Genomic DNA, 21,787 nt, shown 5'->3' on the forward strand with positions numbered 1-21,787 from the left:
TTTCGGATCAGAATGACCATCAGACAAGCCATGGTACTGGCCGCGGGTCTCGGAACCCGCATGCGCCCGATCACCGACACGATCCCGAAGCCGCTGGTGAAGATCGACGGCAAGCCGATGATCGACTACGCGCTGGATTGCCTGGTGGCGGCCGGCATCGAACGCGCCGTCGTCAACGTTCACCACCACGCCGACCAGATGCTCGAACATCTCGGGAATTATCACGGCCTCGACATCCTCATATCAGACGAGCGGGACGCGCTGATGAATTCCGGCGGCGGCCTGGCGAAGGGACTGAGGCTGCTTGACCGCGACAATATCTTCGTCATGAATGCCGATCTCTTCTGGATCGGCGAACAGCCGGGCCGGCCGACGAACCTGCAGCGCTTAGCCGGATTCTTCGATGCCGAACGCATGGATATGGCCCTGCTTTGTGTTGGGATCGAGGATACGACGGGTCACAACGGCAAAAATGACTTCAGTCTCGCAGCCGATGGTCGGCTGACGCGTTATCGTGACGATCCGTCCAATCCCGTCGTCTATGCCGGAGCGATCGTCATGAACCCGTCGTTGCTCGACGATGCACCGAAGGATGCTTTCAACCTCAATATCTATTTCGACAAGGCGATCGCGCGCGGACGGCTTTTCGGCATCGTGCTCGAAGGTCACTGGCTGACTGTGGGAACGCCCGACGCGGTTGGCGAGGCGGAGGAAACGATCCGGCGATTGCGGACGTTTGCGTGAGCCATGGCGGAGCGGCACCAGCCACGCATCCTGACGATCCCGGCAGGTCTCTCTTTCCTGAAAACGCTGGCGACGACACTTTGCGACGGCCGATTGACGCCGTTTTTCGGGCACGACGCCGATGATCCGCTATCGCTCGCCAGGGTGACGATCTACCTGCCGACCCGGCGCGCCGTGCGTGTGCTGCGGTCCGAATTCGTCGATTTGCTCGGCGGCCGATCGGCGATCCTGCCGGTTATCCGTCCTCTCGGCGAAACCGATGACGATAGCGGCTATTTCGACGAGGCACTGCCGGCAACGATTGATCTCGCCCAGCCGCTGTCGAATACCGCCCGTCTGCTGGAGCTTGCGCGCCTGATCCTCGCCTGGCGAAACAAGCTGCCGGAGATCGTCCGCCACATTCATTCAGACTCACCGCTGGTTGCGCCCGCAAGTCCGGCGGATGCGATCTGGCTCGCCCGCAACCTTGCGGAGCTGATCGATTCCATCGAAACCGAGGATCTCGACTGGTCGGAGCTGTCAAAACTCGATACCGGCGATTATGCCGCCTGGTGGCAGCTGACGGCGGAGTTCCTGCAGATCGCCAGCGCCTTCTGGCCCGGGCGGCTGTCCGAACTCGGCAAATCCTCGCCGGCGCGGCACAGAAACGCCATTCTCAGGGCGGAGGCAAGTCGGCTTTCGGCGATGAAACCCGTTGGACCGATCATCATCGCGGGTTCGACGGGTTCCGTTCCCGCCACCGCCGATCTCATTGCCGCCGTCGCCCATCTGCCGGAAGGAGTGATCGTGCTTCCAGGTCTCGATCTCTCCATGCCCGAAAGGCACTGGCAGATGGTCACGCCGGAACCGGCGCCCGGCCAACACGCCAATCCCGCAAGCCGGAGCCATCCGCAATATGGCCTGTCGGTGCTGCTCAAGCGGCTGAAGCTGACACGCGCCGATGTCACGCTTCTCGACAGACCGGAGGCTGATCTTGAGCGGCGCGCCGAAATCCTGTCGCGGGCCCTTGCCCCGGCGGAGGCGACCAGCGACTGGGGGGCGTGGAAGAGCGACCTCCCGACCGGCGCACTGACTTCGGCCTTCTTTGATGTCTCGATAATCGAAGCCGCCAATGAGCGCGAGGAAGCCACCGCGATTGCCATCGCGCTCCGGCTTGCACTAGAGAGGCCGGGACAGGACGGCGAGAGCCGGGCAGCACTCATCACTCCGGACCGCAATCTCGCGCGGCGGGTGATGGCCGAGCTTTCCCGTTTCGGCATCCTCGCCGATGATTCGGCGGGCACACCGCTTTCGGCCATGCCGCAGGGCACTTTGCTGCAATTGCTGCTGGAGGCAGCGCTGCGGCCGGGCGATCCGGTGGCGATCATCTCGCTGCTCAAACATCCGCTTGCCCGCTTCGGCCTCGAGCGCGGTGCATTGATTTCCGCTACTGAGGCGCTCGAGCTGCTGGCACTGCGCGGCGGCGTGGCAGAGGTGGATATCAGTACGCTCGAACCGCTGCTCACGCACCAACTTGCCGAACAGGCCCTCGACAGGCACGCGCCGCAATGGCGAAAAGCGCTTTCGCCCGATGCCGCCGACGCCGCATACGACCTTGCCCGCCGGGTCGCACAAGCCACCGAGCCTCTGGCTTCGGCGCTGATCCGGCACCGGCCGGAAGATCGCGGAAGAACAGTGCGCTTCACATTGTCCGAATGGGCAGAGCGCACCGGCCGTTCGCTTGAAGCGGTCGCGGTCGATCCGCAAGGCAATCTCGCCGATCTCTGGTCGAACGAAGCGGGAGATGCCCTCGCCACCCTGCTCGGTGAAGTGATCGATACGGACGGCCAGATGGAGGCCGACGGACCGCAATGGATCGACATCATGGCAGCCCTTGCCGCCGGTCATGCGGTGAAGCCACGGGCGCTCAGCCATCCCAGGCTTTTCATCTTCGGCACGCTGGAAGCTCGCCTGCAGAGCGTCGATACGCTGATCCTCGGCGGACTGAACGAGGGCACATGGCCGGGGCAGACCGCCAATAATCCTTTCATTCCGCGCATGATGAAGACGGAGATCGGCCTCGAGCCACCGGAACGGCGCATCGGCCAACTGGCGCATGATTTCGAGACGGCGAACGGCACCCGCCATCTGATCTATTCGCGTGCGCTGCGCCAGGGCTCGACGCCGACCGTCGCCTCGCGTTGCCTGCAGCGGCTGCTGGCGCTCGGCGGAGAAGCGTTCGAAGCGGAATTGAGGGGTCGCGGCAACCGGTTTCTCCAATGGGCCGCGCTCATCGATCGGGGTGAGGCCCAAGCGCCGGCGCAACGACCCTCGCCGAAACCGCCGCTCGCACTGCAGCCGAAATCCTATTCCTTCAGCGAAGTCGGCCGGCTGCGCCGTGATCCCTATGCCATCTATGCCCGCCGTGTCCTGCGGCTTGACCCGGTCGATGCGTTCAACCGCGATCCAGGAGCGGCCGAACGCGGAACGCTCTACCACAAGATCGTCGACCGCTTCATCCGCGAGGCTCACATCGCCGGGACGCCTGATGCGGCAGCGGCGATGGAGCGTATCCTTTCCGAGCTTTTCGACATGGAAAAACTGCCGCCGCATATCGATGCCGTGTGGCGACCGCGCTTTCGCGAAGTGGCCCGCGCCTTCCTCGAATGGGAGTCCGGACGACGACATGGCATCCTGAAAACGCTGACGGAAGTACGGGGCGGCATGGAGCTGGAGTCGATCAATATCCGGCTCACTGGCGTCGCAGACCGGATTGACATGACAGGACCAAACTCGGCAGACATCATCGACTACAAGACCGGCTACAATCCGTCGCCGGCGCAGGCACGCGTGCTTCTCGATCCGCAGCTCGCTCTAGAGGCCGCAGCCCTGAACGCCGGCGCCTTCCGCGATGCCGGCAGCCTCGTGCCGCAGGACCTTCTCTATGTGCGTCTGCGACCCGGAAGCCGCTTCCAGGTCGATACCGTCAACAACGAGAGCTCGGCCCGCAGCGACAAAGCGAAATCGGCGATGGATCTCGCCGCCGAATCGATCGATCAGCTGGTCAAGTTCGTCGGATTGCTGCAATCCAACGAAAGAGGCTTCACCTCTCGGCTGATCCCGGCCCAGCAATTCGATTTCGGCGGCGCCTACGATCATCTCGCCCGCGTCTCCGAATGGTCGACGGCCGAAACCGAAGAGGGCGGTGATGAGTGATGTGACCGCCCTGCCCAACGACGACGATCCGGGTGCCTGGATCGGCTGGACGACAATTCAGCAGGCGATTGCCTCCGATCCGTTGCGTTCGGCATGGGTCTCGGCCAATGCCGGGTCCGGCAAGACGCATGTCCTGACACAGCGCGTTATCCGGCTGCTGCTTGCGGGCTCGCGGCCCTCCGCCATTTTATGCCTCACCTATACCAAGGCTGCCGCCTCAGAAATGTCGAACCGCGTTTTCGAACGGCTGGCGGAGTGGGTGGTGCTCGATGATGAAGAGCTTAGCCGGCGGATCGCGCAGATCGAGGGTACGGCTCCCGACGGACTGAAGCTTGCCGAGGCCCGTCGGTTGTTTGCCAAGGCGCTGGAGACGCCCGGCGGATTGAAGATCCAGACGATTCATGCCTTTTGCGAAGCGCTTCTGCATCAGTTCCCGCTGGAGGCCAACGTTGCCGGGCATTTCTCGGTTCTCGACGATCGCGCGGCGGTGGCGCTGCTTTCCGATGCGCGCCGGGCGCTGCTGACCGCAACCGCGCCGGAGGGAGACAGCACCCTTGCCGAGGCATTCACCTACGTGCTCAACCTCGGCGACGAATCCGGACTGGAAAACCTGCTCGGCGACATCGTTGCCAACCGCAACGCCATTCGTCGTTTTACCGCGACGGCCGAACAGCAGGGCGGTGTGGAGAAGGTCCTGCGCAAAAGGCTTGGCCTTGCAGCCGGCGACACGGAAAGCCGGATCGCGGCGCAATATTGGCCTTTGCCGGGGCTTTCGGGCGGCACGCTAGAGCTTTATCTCTCGCTGGCCGACCAGAAGGGTGGCACGAAGGCGCAAGAGGTTGCCTACGGCCTCAGGCTCACCGGGCGGGAGCGCGATGACGCAAGGCGCGCTGAGTTCCTCGAGAAAATCTTTCTGACAATGAAGGGCGAGCCCAAGGCGGACTCGCAATTCTTCGTCAAGGCCATGCTTGCCGAGGCACCGCAGCTGGCGGACGCCATCGCCATTGCCCGCGCGCATGTCGCAGCAAGCCGCGACCGGCTGAAACTGATGCGGGTGTACGGCGCCACGCAGGCAGCACTCGTGCTCGCCGATCGGCTGAACCACGACTACGAGGAGTTGAAGAAGCAGCGCAGCCAGCTCGATTTCGAGGATCTGATCACCCGCACCGCCGACCTGCTCATGAAAAGTGGCGTCGGTCCCTGGATCCACTACAAGCTCGATCGCGGCATCGACCATATCCTCGTCGACGAGGCGCAGGATACCAGCCCGATCCAGTGGAGTGTCATCCAGTCGCTCGCCGGGGATTTCTTCTCCGGCGAAAGTGCCCGGCCGATCGTGCGCACGCTCTTTGCCGTCGGCGACGAAAAGCAGTCGATCTATTCTTTCCAGGGCGCGCGGCCAGAGCGTTTTTCCGAGGAAAGCGACCGAACGCGGCGGCGAGTTTCCGATAGCGGGCAGAGCTTTTCCTCCGTGCGGCTACCGCTGTCGTTCCGTTCGACCGCCGATGTGCTCGAGGCCGTCGACCATATTTTCAAGGCGCCCGAGAACGCGCGCGGCCTCAGCGCGCTTGACGAACCGGTCGTGCATCGCTCCAGCCGCATCGGACATCCCGGCGCCGTCGATCTCTGGGAGATGGTTGCGCCGGAAGCGGTGGTGAAGGAAGAAGACTGGACGGCGCCCTTCGACGCGACGCCGGAAAGCGCGCCGGCCGCAATCCTCGCGCGGCGGATCGCCCATTCGATCGGCACGCTTGTTGGCCGCGAGACGATCGTCGAAAAAGGCAAGGAACGCCTGATCGAGGCCGGCGACATCCTGGTGCTGGTGCGCAAGCGCGACGCCTTCGTCAATGCGTTGACACGGGCGTTGAAACGCCGCGGCGATATTCCGGTCGCCGGCGCGGACAGGCTGGTGCTGACCAGCCATATCGCCGTGCAGGATCTGCTGGCGCTCGGCCGTTTCCTGCTTCTACCGGAAGACGACCTTTCGCTCGCCGCCGTGCTCAAGAGCCCGCTTTTCGATCTCTCCGAGGACGACATCTTTGCGGTTGCCGCGCTACGCAGCGACAATGAGAGCGTTTGGAGCCATCTGAAAAGCTTCGCCGCCGACGGCACCGAACGTTTCCGTGCAGCCGTCGAGAGGCTGGAGCTGTTTCTCCGGCAGTCCAGGCGCCTGTCCGTTCATGATTTCTATGCGCGTGTGCTGGGCAGTCATGGCGGGCGGCGGCAATTCCTTGCCCGTCTCGGGACCGAAGTCAGCGATATCCTCGACGAATTCTTGACCTTCACACTCGACCACGAAAGCTCCGGTCTTCCCGGGCTGCAATCCTTCATCTCGACGCTGGAGCTCGAGGCGCCCGTAGTGAAACGCGAGCAGGACAAGGGACGCAACGAGGTGCGCATCATGACGGTGCATGCCTCCAAGGGTCTTGAAGCGCCGATCGTTTTCCTCGTCGACGGCGGTTCGAAGGCCTTTACGCATACGCATCTGCCGAAGCTTCGCCTGATCGAGACCGGTCCCGACGAGCCGCCGATGCCCGTCTGGGTTCCTGTCTCCGATCTCGCCAACTCGCTGACCCAGGACGATGCGACGCGTATCCAGATGCTGGCGGAAGAGGAATATCGCCGGTTGCTCTATGTCGCCATGACGCGCGCGGCCGACCGGCTGGTCGTCTGCGGCTATCGTGGCGTACGTGTGAACAACGATACTTGGCATATGATGATTTCGACGGCGCTGCGCGACGACCATCCGCATGTGGAGGCGACCACGTTCTCCGGTCCCGATGGGGAATGGCCGGGCATCAAATGGCGCGTGCCGCGGGTGGAACGAAGCTTTGAGCGTATCGACCGCAGCGAGGAGCGCGGCAGCGAGGAGACCTTGCCGGATGGCCTTTTGCGGCCATTGCCGCCGCAGGCTGAGCTGCCGCGGCCGCTCAGCCCCTCCGGCGCCGGGACGATCATCGATGAGGACGAAGGCGGCCTGCTGGTCGTTTCGCCGCTGTTCGGCGAGAAGGAGCGCAGCGATCGTTCACTGGAGAAAGGCAGGCTGATCCACCGCATGCTGCAGGCGCTTCCCGAAGTTCCACCTGGCGAACGACCTGATGCGGCGAGCCGTTATGCTGAACGAGCGGCTCGATTCTGGCCGGAAGCCGAACGGCGCAAGCTTGTCGATTCGGTTCTGAAACTATTGGACGAGGAAGGTCTTCAGTCCGTCCTCGGTGCGCAGGCCCAGCCAGAGGTGTCGATCATGGGAACATTGACGCTCGAAGACCGGCGCTATGCCGTCTCCGGCCGCATCGACCGGCTTGCCGTTCTTGCCGATCGCGTCGTCATTCTCGACTACAAGACCAATCGGGTGCCGCCGGCGACAGAGGAGGCCATCCCCTTCGCACACCGGGCGCAGCTGGCGATCTATCGGGAGATCCTGGCGCCGCTCTATCCCGATAAGTCCATCGACTGCATGCTTGTCTATACCGAGAACGCCTCGCTCTTCACGTTGAGCGAAGAGGCGCTCGGTTTGGCGCTTGCAGCGGTCAAGACAAAGTGAAATACCGGACATTGAAAATTCGGCACCGCACCATCACATGTGGTTCAACACCCAATTCCGTTAAAGGAGCAGCCCGTGGCTACCGTGAAAGTCGATATCAATAACTTCCAGTCGGAAGTTCTGGAATCCGCAGAACCCGTCGTCGTCGATTTCTGGGCCGAATGGTGCGGCCCGTGCAAGATGATTGCTCCGAGCCTCGAAGAAATAGCCGTCGAGATGGAAGGCAAGGTCAAGGTCGCCAAGCTGAACATCGATGAGAACCCGGAACTCGCCGCACAGTTCGGCGTGCGCTCCATTCCGACCCTTGCAATCTTCAAGGGCGGCGAAGTTGCCGATATCTCGGTCGGAGCAAAGCCAAAGACGGCTCTTTCGAACTGGATTTCGAGCGCTGCCTGATTGATATTCGCTTAATTCATAGCACGTTGAAGAAAAAGCCCGGCTTCGACCGGGCTTTTTTCATTTTGCAGCCTTCATTTCGGGGGCGTGCCATTGTCGGCAAGCACGTCGCCGACGAGATAGAGAGAGCCGCCGACCAGGATGCGCGGCGGCAATGCCTCCGGATCGACGACGGCTTTTATCGCTTCCAGTGCATCGCCGACCGTCGACATTGGTTCGGCAACCAGGCCGGCATCATAAGCGGCATTCGACAATATCACCGGGTCGATCATCGCTTCGCTGCCGCGGATCGGCACGCAGAAAACCTTCTCGACCAAGCCGGTAAAGGCCTTGAAATAGCCGACCGGATCCTTCGTATTGATCATGCCGGTAACCAGGAAAAGCGGCCGAGACTGGCGCTCCTCGAAATTGGCCATGGCTTCGGCGATCACTTCGCCGGCCCCCGGATTATGTCCGCCATCGATCCAGATCTCGGCGCCGGCGGGCGCATGCGACAGCAGCCGGCCCTCGCTCAGACGCTGCAGCCGGCCCGGCCATTCGACCGAACTCATCGCTTTTTCCATCATCGTTTCGGTGACGATGAATCCCGCCGCCTTGACGGCGCGAATGGCGGCGGCGGCATTGGCATACTGATGCCGGCCAGGAAGGCGCGGCAGCGGCAGGTCGGCAAGACCGAACTCGTCCTGGTAAACAAGCCGGCCATATTCCTCATGCGCCATGAAATCCTGCCCGAAGACGGCGCTCGGGCAATGCAGCCGTTCGGCCGTCGACATCAGTACGTCAAGTGCTGCGTCATAATCCTGATGACCGATGACAACGGGAAAGCCCGGCTTCATGATGCCGGCCTTTTCGGCCGCGATCAACTCGACCCTGTCGCCGAGATAAGGCTGGTGATCCAGCGAGATCGGCATGATTACCGAGACGGCCGGATCGGAGATGACATTGGTGGCGTCGAAGCGGCCGCCGAGACCGACTTCGATGATCGCGGCATCGGCCGGATGTTCCGAAAACAGGATGAAAGTAACCGCCGTCAGGATTTCAAAGACGGTGATGTGCTGTCCTGCATTGGCATCGGCTACCCGACGCACGGCCTCGGCAAAGACAGCGTCGTCGACAAGCTGTCCGCGTCCGCCCTTGACGCCGATGCGGTACCGTTCGTGCCAATTGACGAGATGCGGCGAGGTGTGGACATGAGCGCTGTAGCTGCCGGCTTCGAGCAAAGCGCGGCAGAAGGCGGTGACCGACCCCTTGCCGTTGGTGCCGGCGACATGGATAACCGGCGGCAGTTTCCTGTGCGGATTGCCGAGCATATCGAGAAGACGGGTGATGCGATCGAGAGACAGATCAAAGCCCTTGGGATGCAATCCCATGAGCTTGTCGATCTCCTGTGCTGCCTCGCTCACCGCGGTTTGGCCTCTGGGTATCAATTCGGCACCCCGCCTGCTTGTCGGTTATCAGGCGCTCGCCGCCAGAGCAATCGCGCCGCTATTCATGTCGTTCGCCACAGTAACAGGCTTCTTCGTCAGGATCTTCAAGAGGCGCGCCAGCGTTTCCGGAATATCGTGACGTTTGACGACCATATCGACCATACCATGCTCCAGCAGATATTCGGCGGTTTGGAAGCCTTCGGGCAGTTTTTCACGCAGCGTCTGCTCGATCACACGTTTGCCGGCAAAGCCGATTTCGGCGCCGGGCTCAGCCAGGTGAATATCGCCAAGCATGGCATAGGAGGCCGTGACGCCACCGGTCGTCGGGTTGGTCAGCACGACGATATAGGGCTGCCCGGATTCCTTCAGCATGTCGACGGCAACCGTCGTGCGCGGCAGCTGCATCAGCGACAGGATGCCTTCCTGCATGCGCGCACCGCCGGAAGCGGGGAACATCACCAGCGGGCACTTTTCAGATGTCGCACGCTCGAAAGCCTTGACGATCGCCTCGCCGGCGGCCATGCCGAGCGAACCGCCGATAAAGTTGAATTCGTGCACGACGGCCACGAGTTTCAGTCCCTGCACCTTTCCGACGCCGGCAAGGATCGTATCCTCCTGTTCGGTCTTCAGGCGGCTGTCGCGCAAGCGATCGCTATATTTCTTCGAATCGCGGAACTTCAGCGGATCCTGCGCGACCTTCGGCTGCGGCAGCGATTCGAACTCGCCATTGTCGAAAAGATCGGTCAGGCGGGCCTTGGCCGGCATCTTCATATGATAACCGGACGCCGGAATGACCCATTTGTTGCCTTCCAGGTCCTTGTGGAAGACCATCTCGCCCGTTTCCGGGCACTTGATCCAGAGGTTCTCCGGCACTTCGCGACGGCCCAGCATGGAATTGATCCGCGGGCGAACGTAGTTGGTGATCCAGTTCAACTCGAATACTCCTGATAGTCTAAAGCGCGTCGCGTTCTTTCATTCGCTGCCACGCCGTAGGTTCTGGTTTCCCGCATATCGTTGCCGCAAAACCGCTGCACGCTTTTGCGCGACATGCTTTATTGCCAATGTGGGCAAACTATTCGGCAGCAACAAGGCGCGCCGAACGTGTTCCCGTGGAAAGGCCGCGCACCAGCGTGGCAACCGCCTGAACGGTGTCCGCCGTTGCCTTTCCGTCATGCGTCAAGCTGGTCGCGACCTGATTGACGATCGCGGTGCCGACGACGACGCCGTCGGCGGAACCGCCGATGACCTTTGCATGTTCCGCCGTCTTGACGCCGAAGCCGACGCAGACGGGCAGCTTGGTATGCTGCTTGATGCGCTGGACCGCGCCCGACACCAGCGACGGATCGGGCAACGCCGAACCAGTGATGCCGTTCATCGAGACGTAGTAGACGAAGCCGGATGTGTTCTTCAGTACCTTCGGTAGGCGCTTCTCATCCGTCGTCGGCGTCGCCAGCCGGATGAAATTGATGCCTTTGCGGATCGCCGGAATGCAGAGTTCGTCATCCATCTCCGGCGGCAGATCGACGACGATCAGGCCGTCGATACCGGCGACGAGCGCGTCGTCGAGGAATTTCTCGACGCCGTAAATATAGATCGGGTTGTAGTAACCCATCATCACGACCGGCGTCGCATCGTTGGTCTTGCGGAAATCGGCTGCCAGCTGCAGCGTCTTCTTCAGCGTCTGGCCGCCTTTGAGCGCCCGCTGGCCGGCGAGCTGGATCGCTGGGCCGTCGGCCATCGGGTCGGAAAAGGGCATGCCGAGTTCGATGATGTCGGAGCCCGCTTCCGGCAGCGCCTTCATGATGCCGAGCGAGGTGTCGTAGTCAGGATCGCCGCCCATGAAATAGGTCACAAGCGCCGGACGGCCCTCGGCCTTCAGCTCGGCAAAGCGTTTGTCCATGCGTGCGGTCATGTCTTACAGTCCCATTCCCAGAATCTTGCCGACGGTGAAGATATCCTTGTCGCCGCGGCCGGAGAGGTTCATCAGGATGATCTCGTCCTTGCCCATCGTCGGTGCGCGTTTGATCACCTCGGCAATCGCATGCGATGGCTCGAGCGCCGGGATGATGCCTTCGAGGCGGGTCAGCATCTGGAAAGCCTCGAGCGCTTCGTGATCCATGATCGGCACATAGTCGACGCGGCCGGTATCGTTCAGCCAGGAATGTTCGGGGCCGATGCCGGGATAATCAAGACCGGCCGAAATCGAATGGCCTTCCTTGATCTGACCGTCGCCGTCCTGCAGCAGGTAGGTGCGGTTGCCGTGCAACACGCCCGGCGAACCGGCGGTGATCGAGGCGCAATGTTCGTCGCCCTGTAGACCCTTGCCGCCGGCTTCGACGCCGACCATCTTGACAGAGGGATCATCCAGGAAAGGATGGAAAATGCCGATGGCGTTCGAGCCGCCGCCAACGGCAGCGATGACGAGATCCGGAAGACGGCCTTCGGCCGCCAGCATCTGCTCCTTCGCTTCGATGCCGATCACCGACTGGAAATCGCGGACAATCTCCGGATAGGGATGCGGCCCGGCTGCCGTTCCGATCAGGTAATAGGTATCCTCGACATTGGTGACCCAGTCGCGAAGCGCCTCGTTCATGGCGTCCTTCAGCGTGCCGCTGCCTGCCGTGACCGGTTTGACTTCCGCGCCGAGCAGCTTCATGCGGAAAACGTTCGGCGCCTGACGCTCGACGTCGGTGGCGCCCATATAGACGACGCAGGGAAGGCCAAAGCGGGCGGCCACGGTCGCGGAGGCGACGCCGTGCTGGCCGGCACCGGTTTCGGCGATGATGCGGGTCTTGCCCATGCGCTTGGCAAGCAGGATCTGGCCGATGCAGTTGTTGATCTTGTGCGAGCCGGTGTGGTTCAGCTCTTCGCGCTTGAAATAGATCTTGGCGCCACCGAGTTCGGCCGTCAGCCGCTCGGCGAAATAGAGCGGGCTCGGGCGGCCGATATAATGCGTGCCGAGATGCTTCAATTCGGCCTGGAATTCCGGATCGATCTTTGCCCTGTTCCATTCGTCCTGCAGGTCGAGGATCAGCGGCATCAGCGTTTCGGCAACGAAACGACCGCCATAAATGCCGAAACGGCCATCTTCATCGGGGCCGGAACGGAAGGAATTGGGTTTAGGCGTCTCGTTCACTCTCAACTCCCTGAGGCCATGACAGGCGCATTCGCCTTTTCGACCGCGTCAAAAAATTCATCGATCTTCGCGACGCTCTTCACGCCAGGCGCAGTTTCGACTCCCGAGGAGACGTCGATACCCGGTGCCTTGGTGATGAAAAGCGCTTCCGCGACATTGTCCTTGTTCAGTCCGCCGGAAAGCATGTAGTCGACGCTGCCGTCAAGCCAGCCGAGAAGGCTCCAATCAAAGGAAATACCGTTGCCGCCAGGCAGTTCCGAACCCTTCGGCGCTTTGGCGTCGAAGAGGAAACGGTCGGCGATGCCGATATAGGCCTCGACGCGCTTCAGGTCGTCTGCCGTGCGTACCGAAAAGGCCTTCATCACGGGCAGACCATAGAGCGCCTTTATCGTCAGCACATGTTCGGGGCTCTCATTGCCGTGAAGCTGGAGCATATCCGGCTTCAACAACGATACGATCTCATCGAGTTCGTCATTGGTCGGATCGACGACGACGGCGACGATTTTGGCCTTGCCACGCGCCGGTTCGGCGAGTTTTGCCGCCAGGTCCGGCTCGATGTAGCGTGGGCTCTTTTCGAAAAAGATAAAACCGATATGGGTCGCGCCGCGCTTCAGCGCGCGATCAACAGCCTCAGGCGTCTTCAAGCCACAGATCTTGATATCCGGTCTCATGGCAGCGAAGTGACACGAAATGCGGAAAGAGTCGAGCCAATTTGCGACGGAACATTGAATTTAGCGCGGCTCTCGGCTGGAGCGCCGCGCGTCCAAGACGCGCTAAGGACGCTCTGGCACTTTAAATCTGCGCATAATCCTTTCCGAAAGATCGATTCCGATTTTCGGGGTTATGCGCTAGTCGAAATCAATGGCATGCAACTGGCTGCCATGCCGCTTGAGCCAGGATTTCGCCTCGTCCATGCCCGGGCAAAGTTTGCCACAGAGCGCCCAGAAGCGCGGACCGTGGTTCATTTCCTTGAGGTGGGCGACCTCATGGGCAGCGAGATAATCGATCACCGAAGGCGGCGCCATGACGATACGCCAGGAAAAGCTCAGATTTCCTTCCGACGAACACGAGCCCCAGCGGCTGCGGGTATCCTTCATCGAGATCGAGCGGATCGGCGCCCGGATCGTTGCGGCATGCGTCGTCGCCAATCTTGCGAGGTCGGCACGCGCCTCTTTCTTGAGAAAGGCCGCAATGCGCCGTCCGACATGTTCCGGCATGCCACTGACGCGCAGCACCGGCCTGCCGTCCATGGAAACCGCCTCCGTCAGCCCGCGCAAGCTGCCGCTATGCTGGATGCGATGGGAAACGCCGCGAAGGAGGATTTCGCCGCCGTCACGCAGGACGGCATCGGTCGAAAACCTGGCAAGCTTGGTGAGCAGCCACCCCTGATGACGATCGAGGAAGGCATTGACCTCACGCGCCGCAAGGCCTTTCGGCACCGTCATCTTCAAGGCGCGGCCACCCGGTTCGATGCGCAGCGTGATGCGTGTCGCCCGGTCATGCTGCTTGATCGTCAGCGGCATAAGCCGGCCGGCGACGTCGAGCGTCCGCATTTCGGGCGGATCCGGCTTTCGCGCCTTCGACCTTGTTTTCAGAAGCGAGAACATGTGTGTTTTCTATACGATTCGCCGGCAAATCTAAATGATCGCCGAAAGGGCAGTCATGGAAAAACCGGCATCGGGAGATGCCGGTCATCGATTCATCGCTCAGGCGTTTACGGCGTCTGATATTCAGCGACCGGGCCGTTGTCATCGCGCTTGGCGTTCCTGCGGTCGCGCATGAAGCGGTCGAACTCTTCCTGATCCTTGGCGCGGCGGAGTTCGCGCAGATAGGAGTCGAATTCCTCGCGCATTTCGTCAAGCTTGCGGCGCTCTTCCTCGATCCGGTCAAGTTCGGCCTTGCGCCAGTCGTCAAAGGCGACGTTGCCGGTCGAAAAATGCGAGCGGTGACGGCCATGCGGGCGGCGGCAGGAGGCAAAGAAGCCATCGGTCGCCTGGTTGACGTCACGCTTGAAGCCGCGCAGACGGTCGCCGAAGATGATGTAGGCAAGCATGGCAAGACCCAGAGGCCAGAAAACCATGAAGCCGAGAATCATCAGGGCAATGGTAGCCGGAGTCCAATCCGGTCGAAGCAATGCTGACTGGTTCATCGTGCGGGTATCCCTCGCTTTCCGCGCCCGGCAGGATACCGAACGCTGAAATCGATGTGGTTACCGCAATAACCGCCTTCAAGACGATTGCCCGCGAAATCGGACAAGGCCTTGAATCCGTTTTGCTAATTCAGCTATCCCTGATTCAGCCTGCCCGGCCGCCCTTGATGACACGCGGCACCGGAGGCTTGACGGCAGAACGGGAATGCTGGCGGACGAAATCGATGATGCGCGGCGCGATCTCGCGGCGGAAACGCGAGCCGTTGAAAACACCATAATGGCCGACATCCGGCTGAAGATAATGCATGCGCATGTCTTCGGGAATGTTCACGCAGATGGTCTGCGCCGCCATTGTCTGACCGACCCCCGAGATATCGTCATTCTCACCTTCGACGGTCAGCAGCGCCACATTGCGAATTGCCGCCGGATCGACGCGTTTGCCGCGATGCATCAGTTCGCCCTTCGGCAGCGAATGCTTGATGAAGACCTCCTCCACCGTCTGCAGATAGAATTCGGCGGTCAGATCCATGACGGCGAGATATTCGTCGTAGAAATCGCGATGTCTTTCCGGCTCGCCGTCGTTCTTCACGAGATGCATGAAGAATTCCTTGTGCGCGACGAGGTGGCGATCAAGGTTCATCGACATGAAGCCCGAAAGCTGCAGAAACCCTGGATAGACCGGGCGCATGAAGCCCGGCTGCGGCCAGGGCACGTTCATGATGACGTTGTCGGAGAACCACTGCAGCGACCGCTCCTGGGCGAGCTTGTTGACCGCTGTCGGGTTGATGCGCGTGTCGATCGGTCCGCCCATCAGCGTCATCGACGCCGGCGAAAGCGGATCTCTGGCTTCCTCCATCACCGCAGCAGCTGCCAGCACCGGAACGGAAGGCTGACAGACGGCGATGACATGCGTGTCGTGACCGAGGAAATGCAGCATCTCGATGACGTAGTCGACGTAATCATCGAAATCGAACGTGCCTTCCGTCATCGGCACCATGCGGGCGTCGATCCAGTCGGTGATGTAGATATCGGCGCTCGGCAGCAGCGCCTCGACCGTGCCGCGCAGCAGCGTGGCATAGTGGCCGGACATCGGCGCGACGATCAGAATGCGCGGATCATTGCCGCGGGCAGCTGGAACACTGCGGGCGAAATGCAGGAGATTGCAGAAGGGTCGCGACCAGACGACTTCTTCGCGGACGGAAACCGTCTTTTCACCGATCGTCGTCTGCTTCAGACCGAATTCCGGTTTGCCGTAGCGGCGCGTCGTGCGTTCGAACATTTCGAGGCTTGCCGCCATCGTCCGGCCGAATGGCGTGTGGGAGAAGGGGTTCAGCGGATTGGCATAGGCAAATCGCATGATATCGGCCGCGGCGCGAAACGGCGCCATGGCGGCATGGTTCAATTCATAAAACTGATAAAACATGGAAGGCGCCACCTTTCTCTATCGAAAAGATGACACCGATTGAGAGGCATCGGACCTTTTCGTAACGCGGGCACGTCGCGCAGCCTAACAGGTTTTTGTTGCACAGCAACATTGGCGAACCAGACATACACAAGAAATGCCGGAGAATTGATCTCCGGCATCACAATCGACCTGAAAACTTAAGTTTCTCAACAGGAAGCGTCGTTAACGATCCGCTACAAAAGTCTGTTTCTGCGTGCCGAGACCTTCGATTTCGAGTTCGACCACGTCGCCGTTCTTGAGATAGCGCGGCGGCTTGAGGCCCATGCCGACGCCCGGAGGCGTACCGGTCGAGATCACGTCGCCGGGATGCAGCGACATGAACCGGCTGAGGTAGGAGACGAGGAAGGCAACCCCGTAAACCATCGTCTTCGATGAGCCGTTCTGCATCTTCTGGCCGTTGACCGTCAGCCACATGCCGAGGTTCTGCGGTTCGGGAATTTCATCCTTGGTTACGAGCCAGGGGCCGATCGGGCCAAAGGTGTCGCAGGATTTGCCCTTGGTCCATTGACCGGACCGCTCGGTCTGGAAGGCGCGCTCGGAAACGTCGTTGGAGACGCAATAACCGGCGACATAATCCAGCGCTTCGGCTTCCGTCACATATTTGGCAGTTTTGCCGATGACGACGCCGAGTTCGACTTCCCAATCGGTCTTTTCCGAACCGCGGGGAATGACGACATTGTCGTTCGGCCCGACGATTGCGGATGTTGCTTTCATGAAGATGATCGGCTCGGGCGGCACGGTCGCGCCGGTTTCGGCAGCATGATCTGAATAATTCAAGCCGATGCAGATGAATTTGCCAGTGCCCGCGACGCAGGCACCAATGCGGCCGGGTGCGATTTCCGGAAGGCTCTTCGGATCGATCGCCGCTATCTTTGCAAGGCCTGCCGGTGTGATCGCTTCACCGCCGATATCGGCGACATGACCGGAGAGATCACGGATCTTGCCATCGGCATCGAGAAGTGCGGGTTTTTCACTGCCCGCTTCGCCAACACGCATCAGCTTCATGGAATTCCTCCTCATCGAAAACGGATTTGCAGCCACCTATGAACGAATTATTCATCGGTGTCATTACGGCTTTACCGCGAAGCGGTACGGCTTTTCGGCGATTCGGATGATTTTCTGCCGAAAATCGCCCGTACCTGTCGGCATTACACTCTAAAAATTTCCGCCAGATGAGGGCCGACAGGAATGATCTTCGTCGGGTTGAGGCTTTCGATCGAATAGTAGCCGCGCTTGATGTGATTGAGGTTCACCGTTTCACCGATGCCCGGCCAATCCAGCATGCGACGGCAGAAGGCGCGCAGATTGGCATAATCGGAAAGCCGGCGCAGATTGCATTTGAAGATGCCGTGATAGGCGACGTCGAAGCGGACCAGCGTTACAAAAAGCCGGATATCGCTCTCGGTGGGATGGTCGGCGAAAAGAAAAGACCGACCCTCGAACTGCTGTTCAACCCAGTCGAGGCAGGAAAACACATCGGCAAAGGCTTCTTCGTAGGCGATCTGCGTAGTGGCGAAACCGGCACGATAGACGCCGTTGTTGAGATCAGGATAGATGCGATCGTTGAAAGCATCGATCTCGGCGCGCCTCTCCGCCGGGTAAAGATCGATCGGATTTTTTGCCAGACCGCCGAAGCCGCTGTTCAGCATACGCAGAATATCGGCCGATTCATTGTTGACGATGGTCTTTCTCTGCTTGTCCCAGAGAACCGGCACGGTGGCTCGGCCGGTGAAATCGGGTGCTGCCCTGGTATAGATTTCATGCATATAGGTTACGCCGTTGACGTGATCCTCCGTCGCGCCGGGATAATCACCAAAGCGCCAGCCCTGCTTGCTCAGCAGCGGTTCGACGACCGAGACGGAGATGACGTCTTCCACGCCCTTGAGCTTGCGGCCGATCAGTGTGCGCGAGGCCCAGGGGCAGATATAGGCGACATAGAGATGGTAACGGCCGGCCTTGGCTGCAAAGCCGGCTTCGCCGGTCGGCCCGGCGCTGCCATCCGGGGTCACCCAATTGCGGAAACTCGACGTCTGGCGGACGAAGCCGCCCTTTTCGTCCTTTGCCTGAACGGGCTGCCAGTCTTCCGTCCACTTTCCGTTCACCAGCATGCGCAACTCTCCGATCGATCGACTAAATGGCTCATTACCCTGCTTCGACGCCGGCGTGAGGCCGCGTTTTTGAAGACAGTCTGTACACCCCAACTGCGACGATGCTGCGCTTGCCAAGCCGGCGAAGCAGGAAATATGTCTCTGCTATACGAAATGACGTGGAGTTCGAAATGCATCTCTCGAAGGCCGTCGTGCGGACCGAACATGCAAGCCGCTACCTGCAGCAGCTTTGCAAACACTGGAGCCACAAGTTCAGCGTCGAATTCGATCCTCTGCAGGGCCGGGTGCCGTTCAGCGATGCCGCCGAGGTCACATTTGCAGCCGACGATGCGGCGCTGACCATGACACTTTCCGTCGCCGATCCCTCGCAACGGGAAAGGATGCAGGATGTCATCGACGATCATCTGAAGCGCTTCGCCTTCCGCGAAGAACTCGACATCGTCTGGACGGACTAAGCCCATCGCCAATCCAAACTTTGCCCCGAACCCTGGAACAAGCATGACGAAGAGCAATAACCGCGAATCCGACTATCCGATCGATCCGATGTTTCTCGATCGCTGGTCGCCGCGCGCCTTCACCGGCGAAATCATCGAGGAAGCGCAGCTGCTCAGTCTGCTCGACGCCGCCCATTGGGCGCCGTCCTCTTCCAACCAGCAGCCCTGGCGCTTTGTCTATGCCCTCAAGGGCTCGGAGCATTGGGAGAAATTCGTCGCGTTGCTCGTCGACGCCAATCAGGAATGGGCAAAAAACGCATCGGCGCTGATCTTCGTCGTGTCGCGCGCCTTCACCGGGGCCGCCGGCTCAGCTGAGGAAAAGCCGAGCTACACCCATTCCTTCGATGCCGGTGCGGCCTGGGGGTACTTGGCGCTGCAGGCGCGCCTTTCCGGTTTTTATGCCCATGGCATGGGCGGCATCAAGCATGGGGAGATCAGGCAGGCTTTCGATATTCCGGAGGGTTACCGCGTCGAAGCTGGCGTTGCGGTCGGTCGTCTGGCCGACAAGAGCGTCCTTTCCGAACGCAATCAGGCCCGCGAATTCCCCAGCCGGCGCAAGCCGCTCTCCGAGGTTGCCTTCAACGGGCGCTTCGTTGCGAACTGAGCCGTAACCAGGCGAACGAAAGCCCCGTCGTCCACGGACGGCGGGGCTTTACTTTCGACAAATCAGTTAGATATCGAGGTTTGCGACGCTTAGGGCATTGTCCTGGATGAATTCGCGCCGCGGCTCGACTTCGTCCCCCATCAGGCGGGCGAAGAGGCCATCGGCGTCGGTGGCGTCGTTGACCCTGACCTGCAGCAGCGAGCGCACGTTCGGATCGAGCGTCGTTTCCCAGAGCTGCTCTGCATTCATCTCGCCAAGGCCCTTGTAGCGCTGCATGGTGAGGCCCTTGCGGCCGCTTGCGAAGATCGCGTCGAGCAGGGCGCGGGGGCCAGAGATTTCGACGTCGCCTTCCCGGCGATGCAGCGACGGCGGCGTCTGATAGATCTCCTTGAGGCGCGCCGTCAACTGGTCGATGTGGCGGGCATCCGAGGAACCGATCAGCGCCATGTCGAGCACGACGATCTCCCTGACGCCGCGGACCATGCGCTCCAGGCGCAGACCGCCATCGGTCGTCACATCGCCCTGCCAGCCGCGCTCTGTTTCCTCGGCGATGATGTCGAGGCGCCCTGCGACTTCGTTTGCCAGCGCCAGCGCTCTCCCCGGATCGCTGGCGAGCTCGGCGTTGAGGGCGCCGGCAATCGCCGCTTGTTCGACGGCGGAACGATTATAGCGCGAATGGAGATTGTCGAGCAGCGCGCGCATGCGCAAAGCATCGAGGATGACCTCGCGCAGATCCTGGCCGGCGCGAACTTCACCGCTACCGAGCCTCAGCGACGCATCTTCCAGGCCTTGGCTGATAAGATATTCTTCGAGCGCCTTCTCATCCTTCAGATACTGCACCGACTTGCCGCGCGAGACCTTATAGAGCGGCGGCTGGGCGATATAGAGATGACCGCGCTCAATCAGTTGCGGCATCTGGCGGAAGAAGAAGGTGAGCAGCAGGGTGCGAATATGGGCGCCGTCGACATCGGCGTCCGTCATGATAATGATCTTGTGGTAGCGCAGCTTTTCGACATTGAACTCGTCCTTGCCGATGCCGGTGCCGAGCGCGGTGATCAATGTGCCGATTTCCTGGCTCGACAGCATCTTGTCGAAACGGGCGCGTTCGACGTTCAGGATCTTGCCGCGCAGCGGCAGGATCGCCTGGTTCTCGCGCGAGCGGCCCTGCTTGGCCGAGCCGCCGGCAGAATCGCCCTCGACGAGGAAGACTTCGGATTTTGTCGGATCACGCTCGGAGCAGTCGGCGAGCTTGCCCGGCAGCGAAGCGATATCGAGTGCGCCTTTGCGACGGGTCAACTCGCGGGCCTTGCGGGCCGCTTCACGTGCTGCGGCGGCCTCGACGACCTTGCCGACGAGGATTTTGGCTTCGCTCGGATGTTCTTCGAACCAGGTGTTCAGCGCCTCGTTGACGAGACTTTCGACAACAGGACGGACTTCCGAGGAAACGAGCTTATCCTTGGTCTGCGAGGAGAATTTCGGATCCGGTACCTTGACCGACAGAACCGCCGTCAGGCCTTCGCGGCAATCTTCGCCCTGCAGCGTTACCTTTTCCCTTTTGGTGATGCCGGAGCTGTCGGCATAGGAAACGACCTGGCGCGTCAGCGCCGCGCGGAAGCCGGCCATATGCGTGCCGCCGTCGCGCTGGGGGATGTTGTTGGTGAAGCAGAGCACGTTCTCATGATAGCTGTCGTTCCACCACATCGCGACTTCGACGGTGATGCCGTCCTTTTCGCCGTGGATGGCAACCGGCTTGTCGACGAGCGACTTCTTGGCGCGGTCCAGATAAGCGACGAAAGCCTCGAGGCCACCGTCATAACGCAGTTCTTCCTGCTTGATATCGGAGTGGCGCTTGTCGGTCAGCAGGATGCGGACGCCTGAATTCAGGAAGGCGAGCTCGCGAAGGCGATGCTCCAGCGTGCCGTAGTCGAACTCGGTCATGGTGAAGGTGTCGGTGCTCGGCATGAAGCTCACTTCCGTGCCGGTCTCATTCGGCGCGTCGCCCGTAACCTTCAGCGGAGCGTCGGCCACGCCATGGGTGAAGCTCATTTCATGGATCTTGTCGTGACGACGGATCTTCAGCTTCAGCCAGACGGACAGCGCGTTGACGACGGAGACGCCGACGCCGTGCAGGCCGCCCGAAACCTTATAAGAATTCTGATCGAACTTACCGCCGGCATGAAGCTGCGTCATGATGACTTCGGCCGCCGACACGCCTTCGCCGGTGTGAATGTCCGTCGGGATGCCGCGTCCATTGTCGGTGACGGTCACCGAGCCATCCGGATTGAGGGTGACGGTGACGATGTCGGCATGACCGGCAAGCGCTTCGTCGATCGCGTTGTCGACGACTTCATAAACCATATGATGAAGGCCGGAGCCGTCGTCGGTATCGCCGATATACATGCCGGGGCGTTTGCGCACGGCATCGAGGCCCTTCAGAACCTTGATGGAATCTGCGCCATATTCGGTGCTTACGCCGTTTTCCGTCGCGGATGTATCGCTCATTCTGTCGAGATTTTCCCTGTTGT

Annotated in this window: 17 protein-coding genes; 6 read left to right on the forward strand and 11 right to left on the reverse strand. The window is 60.9% G+C overall.

Annotated elements, in window-relative coordinates; all coding sequences use genetic code 11:
• Positions 1-12 precede the first annotated feature (12 nt).
• The 4 genes from ACS4RR_RS02475 (at position 13) to trxA (ending at position 7,879) form a co-directional block, all read left to right on the forward strand.
• Entirely contained in the window at positions 13-744 is a 732-nt protein-coding gene (locus tag ACS4RR_RS02475) for a nucleotidyltransferase family protein (protein ID WP_456189673.1), read from the forward strand.
• Between the two features lie 3 nt (positions 745-747).
• The gene (addB, locus tag ACS4RR_RS02480) at positions 748-3,939 is read left to right on the forward strand and encodes a double-strand break repair protein AddB (protein ID WP_456189674.1); all 3,192 of its coding nucleotides are present in this window, start codon (positions 748-750) and stop codon (positions 3,937-3,939) included.
• A complete protein-coding gene (addA, locus tag ACS4RR_RS02485) occupies positions 3,932-7,483 on the forward strand; it encodes a double-strand break repair helicase AddA (RefSeq protein ID WP_456189675.1) in 3,552 nt (1,183 codons plus the stop codon). Before addB ends, addA begins: the two co-directional genes overlap by 8 nt.
• A 75-nt stretch (positions 7,484-7,558) precedes the next feature.
• Positions 7,559-7,879, forward strand: coding sequence for a thioredoxin (gene trxA / locus ACS4RR_RS02490; protein ID WP_003544118.1), 321 nt, complete (start codon positions 7,559-7,561; stop codon positions 7,877-7,879).
• Between the two features lie 74 nt (positions 7,880-7,953).
• Here trxA and ACS4RR_RS02495 read toward each other — a convergent pair whose 3' ends face one another.
• From ACS4RR_RS02495 to ACS4RR_RS02540, 10 genes are all read right to left on the reverse strand, one after another.
• Positions 7,954-9,306 carry a bifunctional folylpolyglutamate synthase/dihydrofolate synthase gene (locus ACS4RR_RS02495; protein WP_260297433.1) on the reverse strand — a complete coding sequence of 451 codons (1,353 nt, stop codon included), beginning with the start codon at positions 9,304-9,306 and terminating at the stop codon, positions 7,954-7,956.
• 27 nt (positions 9,307-9,333) lie between these two features.
• Positions 9,334-10,239: an acetyl-CoA carboxylase, carboxyltransferase subunit beta gene (accD, locus tag ACS4RR_RS02500; RefSeq protein ID WP_260297432.1), complete on the reverse strand. Its 906-nt coding sequence runs from the start codon at positions 10,237-10,239 to the stop codon at positions 9,334-9,336.
• A 139-nt stretch (positions 10,240-10,378) separates the two neighbouring features.
• The gene (trpA, locus tag ACS4RR_RS02505) at positions 10,379-11,218 is read right to left on the reverse strand and encodes a tryptophan synthase subunit alpha (protein WP_162114942.1); all 840 of its coding nucleotides are present in this window, start codon (positions 11,216-11,218) and stop codon (positions 10,379-10,381) included.
• Between the two features lie 3 nt (positions 11,219-11,221).
• Complete coding sequence (gene trpB / locus ACS4RR_RS02510; RefSeq protein WP_407767239.1) at positions 11,222-12,442, reverse strand: tryptophan synthase subunit beta; 1,221 nt, start codon at positions 12,440-12,442, stop codon at positions 11,222-11,224.
• Positions 12,443-12,444: 2 nt separating this feature from the next.
• The gene (locus tag ACS4RR_RS02515; RefSeq protein ID WP_017965991.1) at positions 12,445-13,113 is read right to left on the reverse strand and encodes a phosphoribosylanthranilate isomerase; all 669 of its coding nucleotides are present in this window, start codon (positions 13,111-13,113) and stop codon (positions 12,445-12,447) included.
• A 177-nt stretch (positions 13,114-13,290) separates the two neighbouring features.
• A complete protein-coding gene (locus ACS4RR_RS02520) occupies positions 13,291-14,049 on the reverse strand; it encodes a M48 family metallopeptidase (RefSeq protein WP_260297431.1) in 759 nt (252 codons plus the stop codon).
• Positions 14,050-14,156: 107 nt separating this feature from the next.
• The gene (locus ACS4RR_RS02525; RefSeq protein WP_170258032.1) at positions 14,157-14,591 is read right to left on the reverse strand and encodes a DUF2852 domain-containing protein; all 435 of its coding nucleotides are present in this window, start codon (positions 14,589-14,591) and stop codon (positions 14,157-14,159) included.
• A 145-nt stretch (positions 14,592-14,736) separates the two neighbouring features.
• A complete protein-coding gene (locus tag ACS4RR_RS02530; protein ID WP_456189676.1) occupies positions 14,737-16,014 on the reverse strand; it encodes a polyhydroxyalkanoate depolymerase in 1,278 nt (425 codons plus the stop codon).
• Positions 16,015-16,218: 204 nt separating this feature from the next.
• On the reverse strand, positions 16,219-17,061 hold the full coding sequence (locus ACS4RR_RS02535; protein ID WP_407767806.1) for a fumarylacetoacetate hydrolase family protein: 843 nt from the start codon (positions 17,059-17,061) through the stop codon (positions 16,219-16,221).
• Positions 17,062-17,204: 143 nt separating this feature from the next.
• Positions 17,205-18,164: a glutathione S-transferase family protein gene (locus tag ACS4RR_RS02540; RefSeq protein WP_456189677.1), complete on the reverse strand. Its 960-nt coding sequence runs from the start codon at positions 18,162-18,164 to the stop codon at positions 17,205-17,207.
• 170 nt (positions 18,165-18,334) lie between these two features.
• On the opposite strand from ACS4RR_RS02540, the gene ACS4RR_RS02545 reads away from it, so the two are divergent.
• Positions 18,335-18,619: a DUF2218 domain-containing protein gene (locus ACS4RR_RS02545; protein ID WP_026154338.1), complete on the forward strand. Its 285-nt coding sequence runs from the start codon at positions 18,335-18,337 to the stop codon at positions 18,617-18,619.
• Positions 18,620-18,662: 43 nt separating this feature from the next.
• Positions 18,663-19,262: a nitroreductase family protein gene (locus ACS4RR_RS02550; protein ID WP_456189678.1), complete on the forward strand. Its 600-nt coding sequence runs from the start codon at positions 18,663-18,665 to the stop codon at positions 19,260-19,262.
• Positions 19,263-19,328: 66 nt separating this feature from the next.
• Here ACS4RR_RS02550 and gyrB read toward each other — a convergent pair whose 3' ends face one another.
• On the reverse strand, positions 19,329-21,764 hold the full coding sequence (gene gyrB / locus ACS4RR_RS02555) for a DNA topoisomerase (ATP-hydrolyzing) subunit B (RefSeq protein ID WP_026154339.1): 2,436 nt from the start codon (positions 21,762-21,764) through the stop codon (positions 19,329-19,331).
• Positions 21,765-21,787: the final 23 nt, after the last annotated feature.

The organism is Rhizobium zaerense (assembly GCF_051810725.1).
Classification (GTDB): domain Bacteria; phylum Pseudomonadota; class Alphaproteobacteria; order Rhizobiales; family Rhizobiaceae; genus Rhizobium; species Rhizobium leguminosarum_I.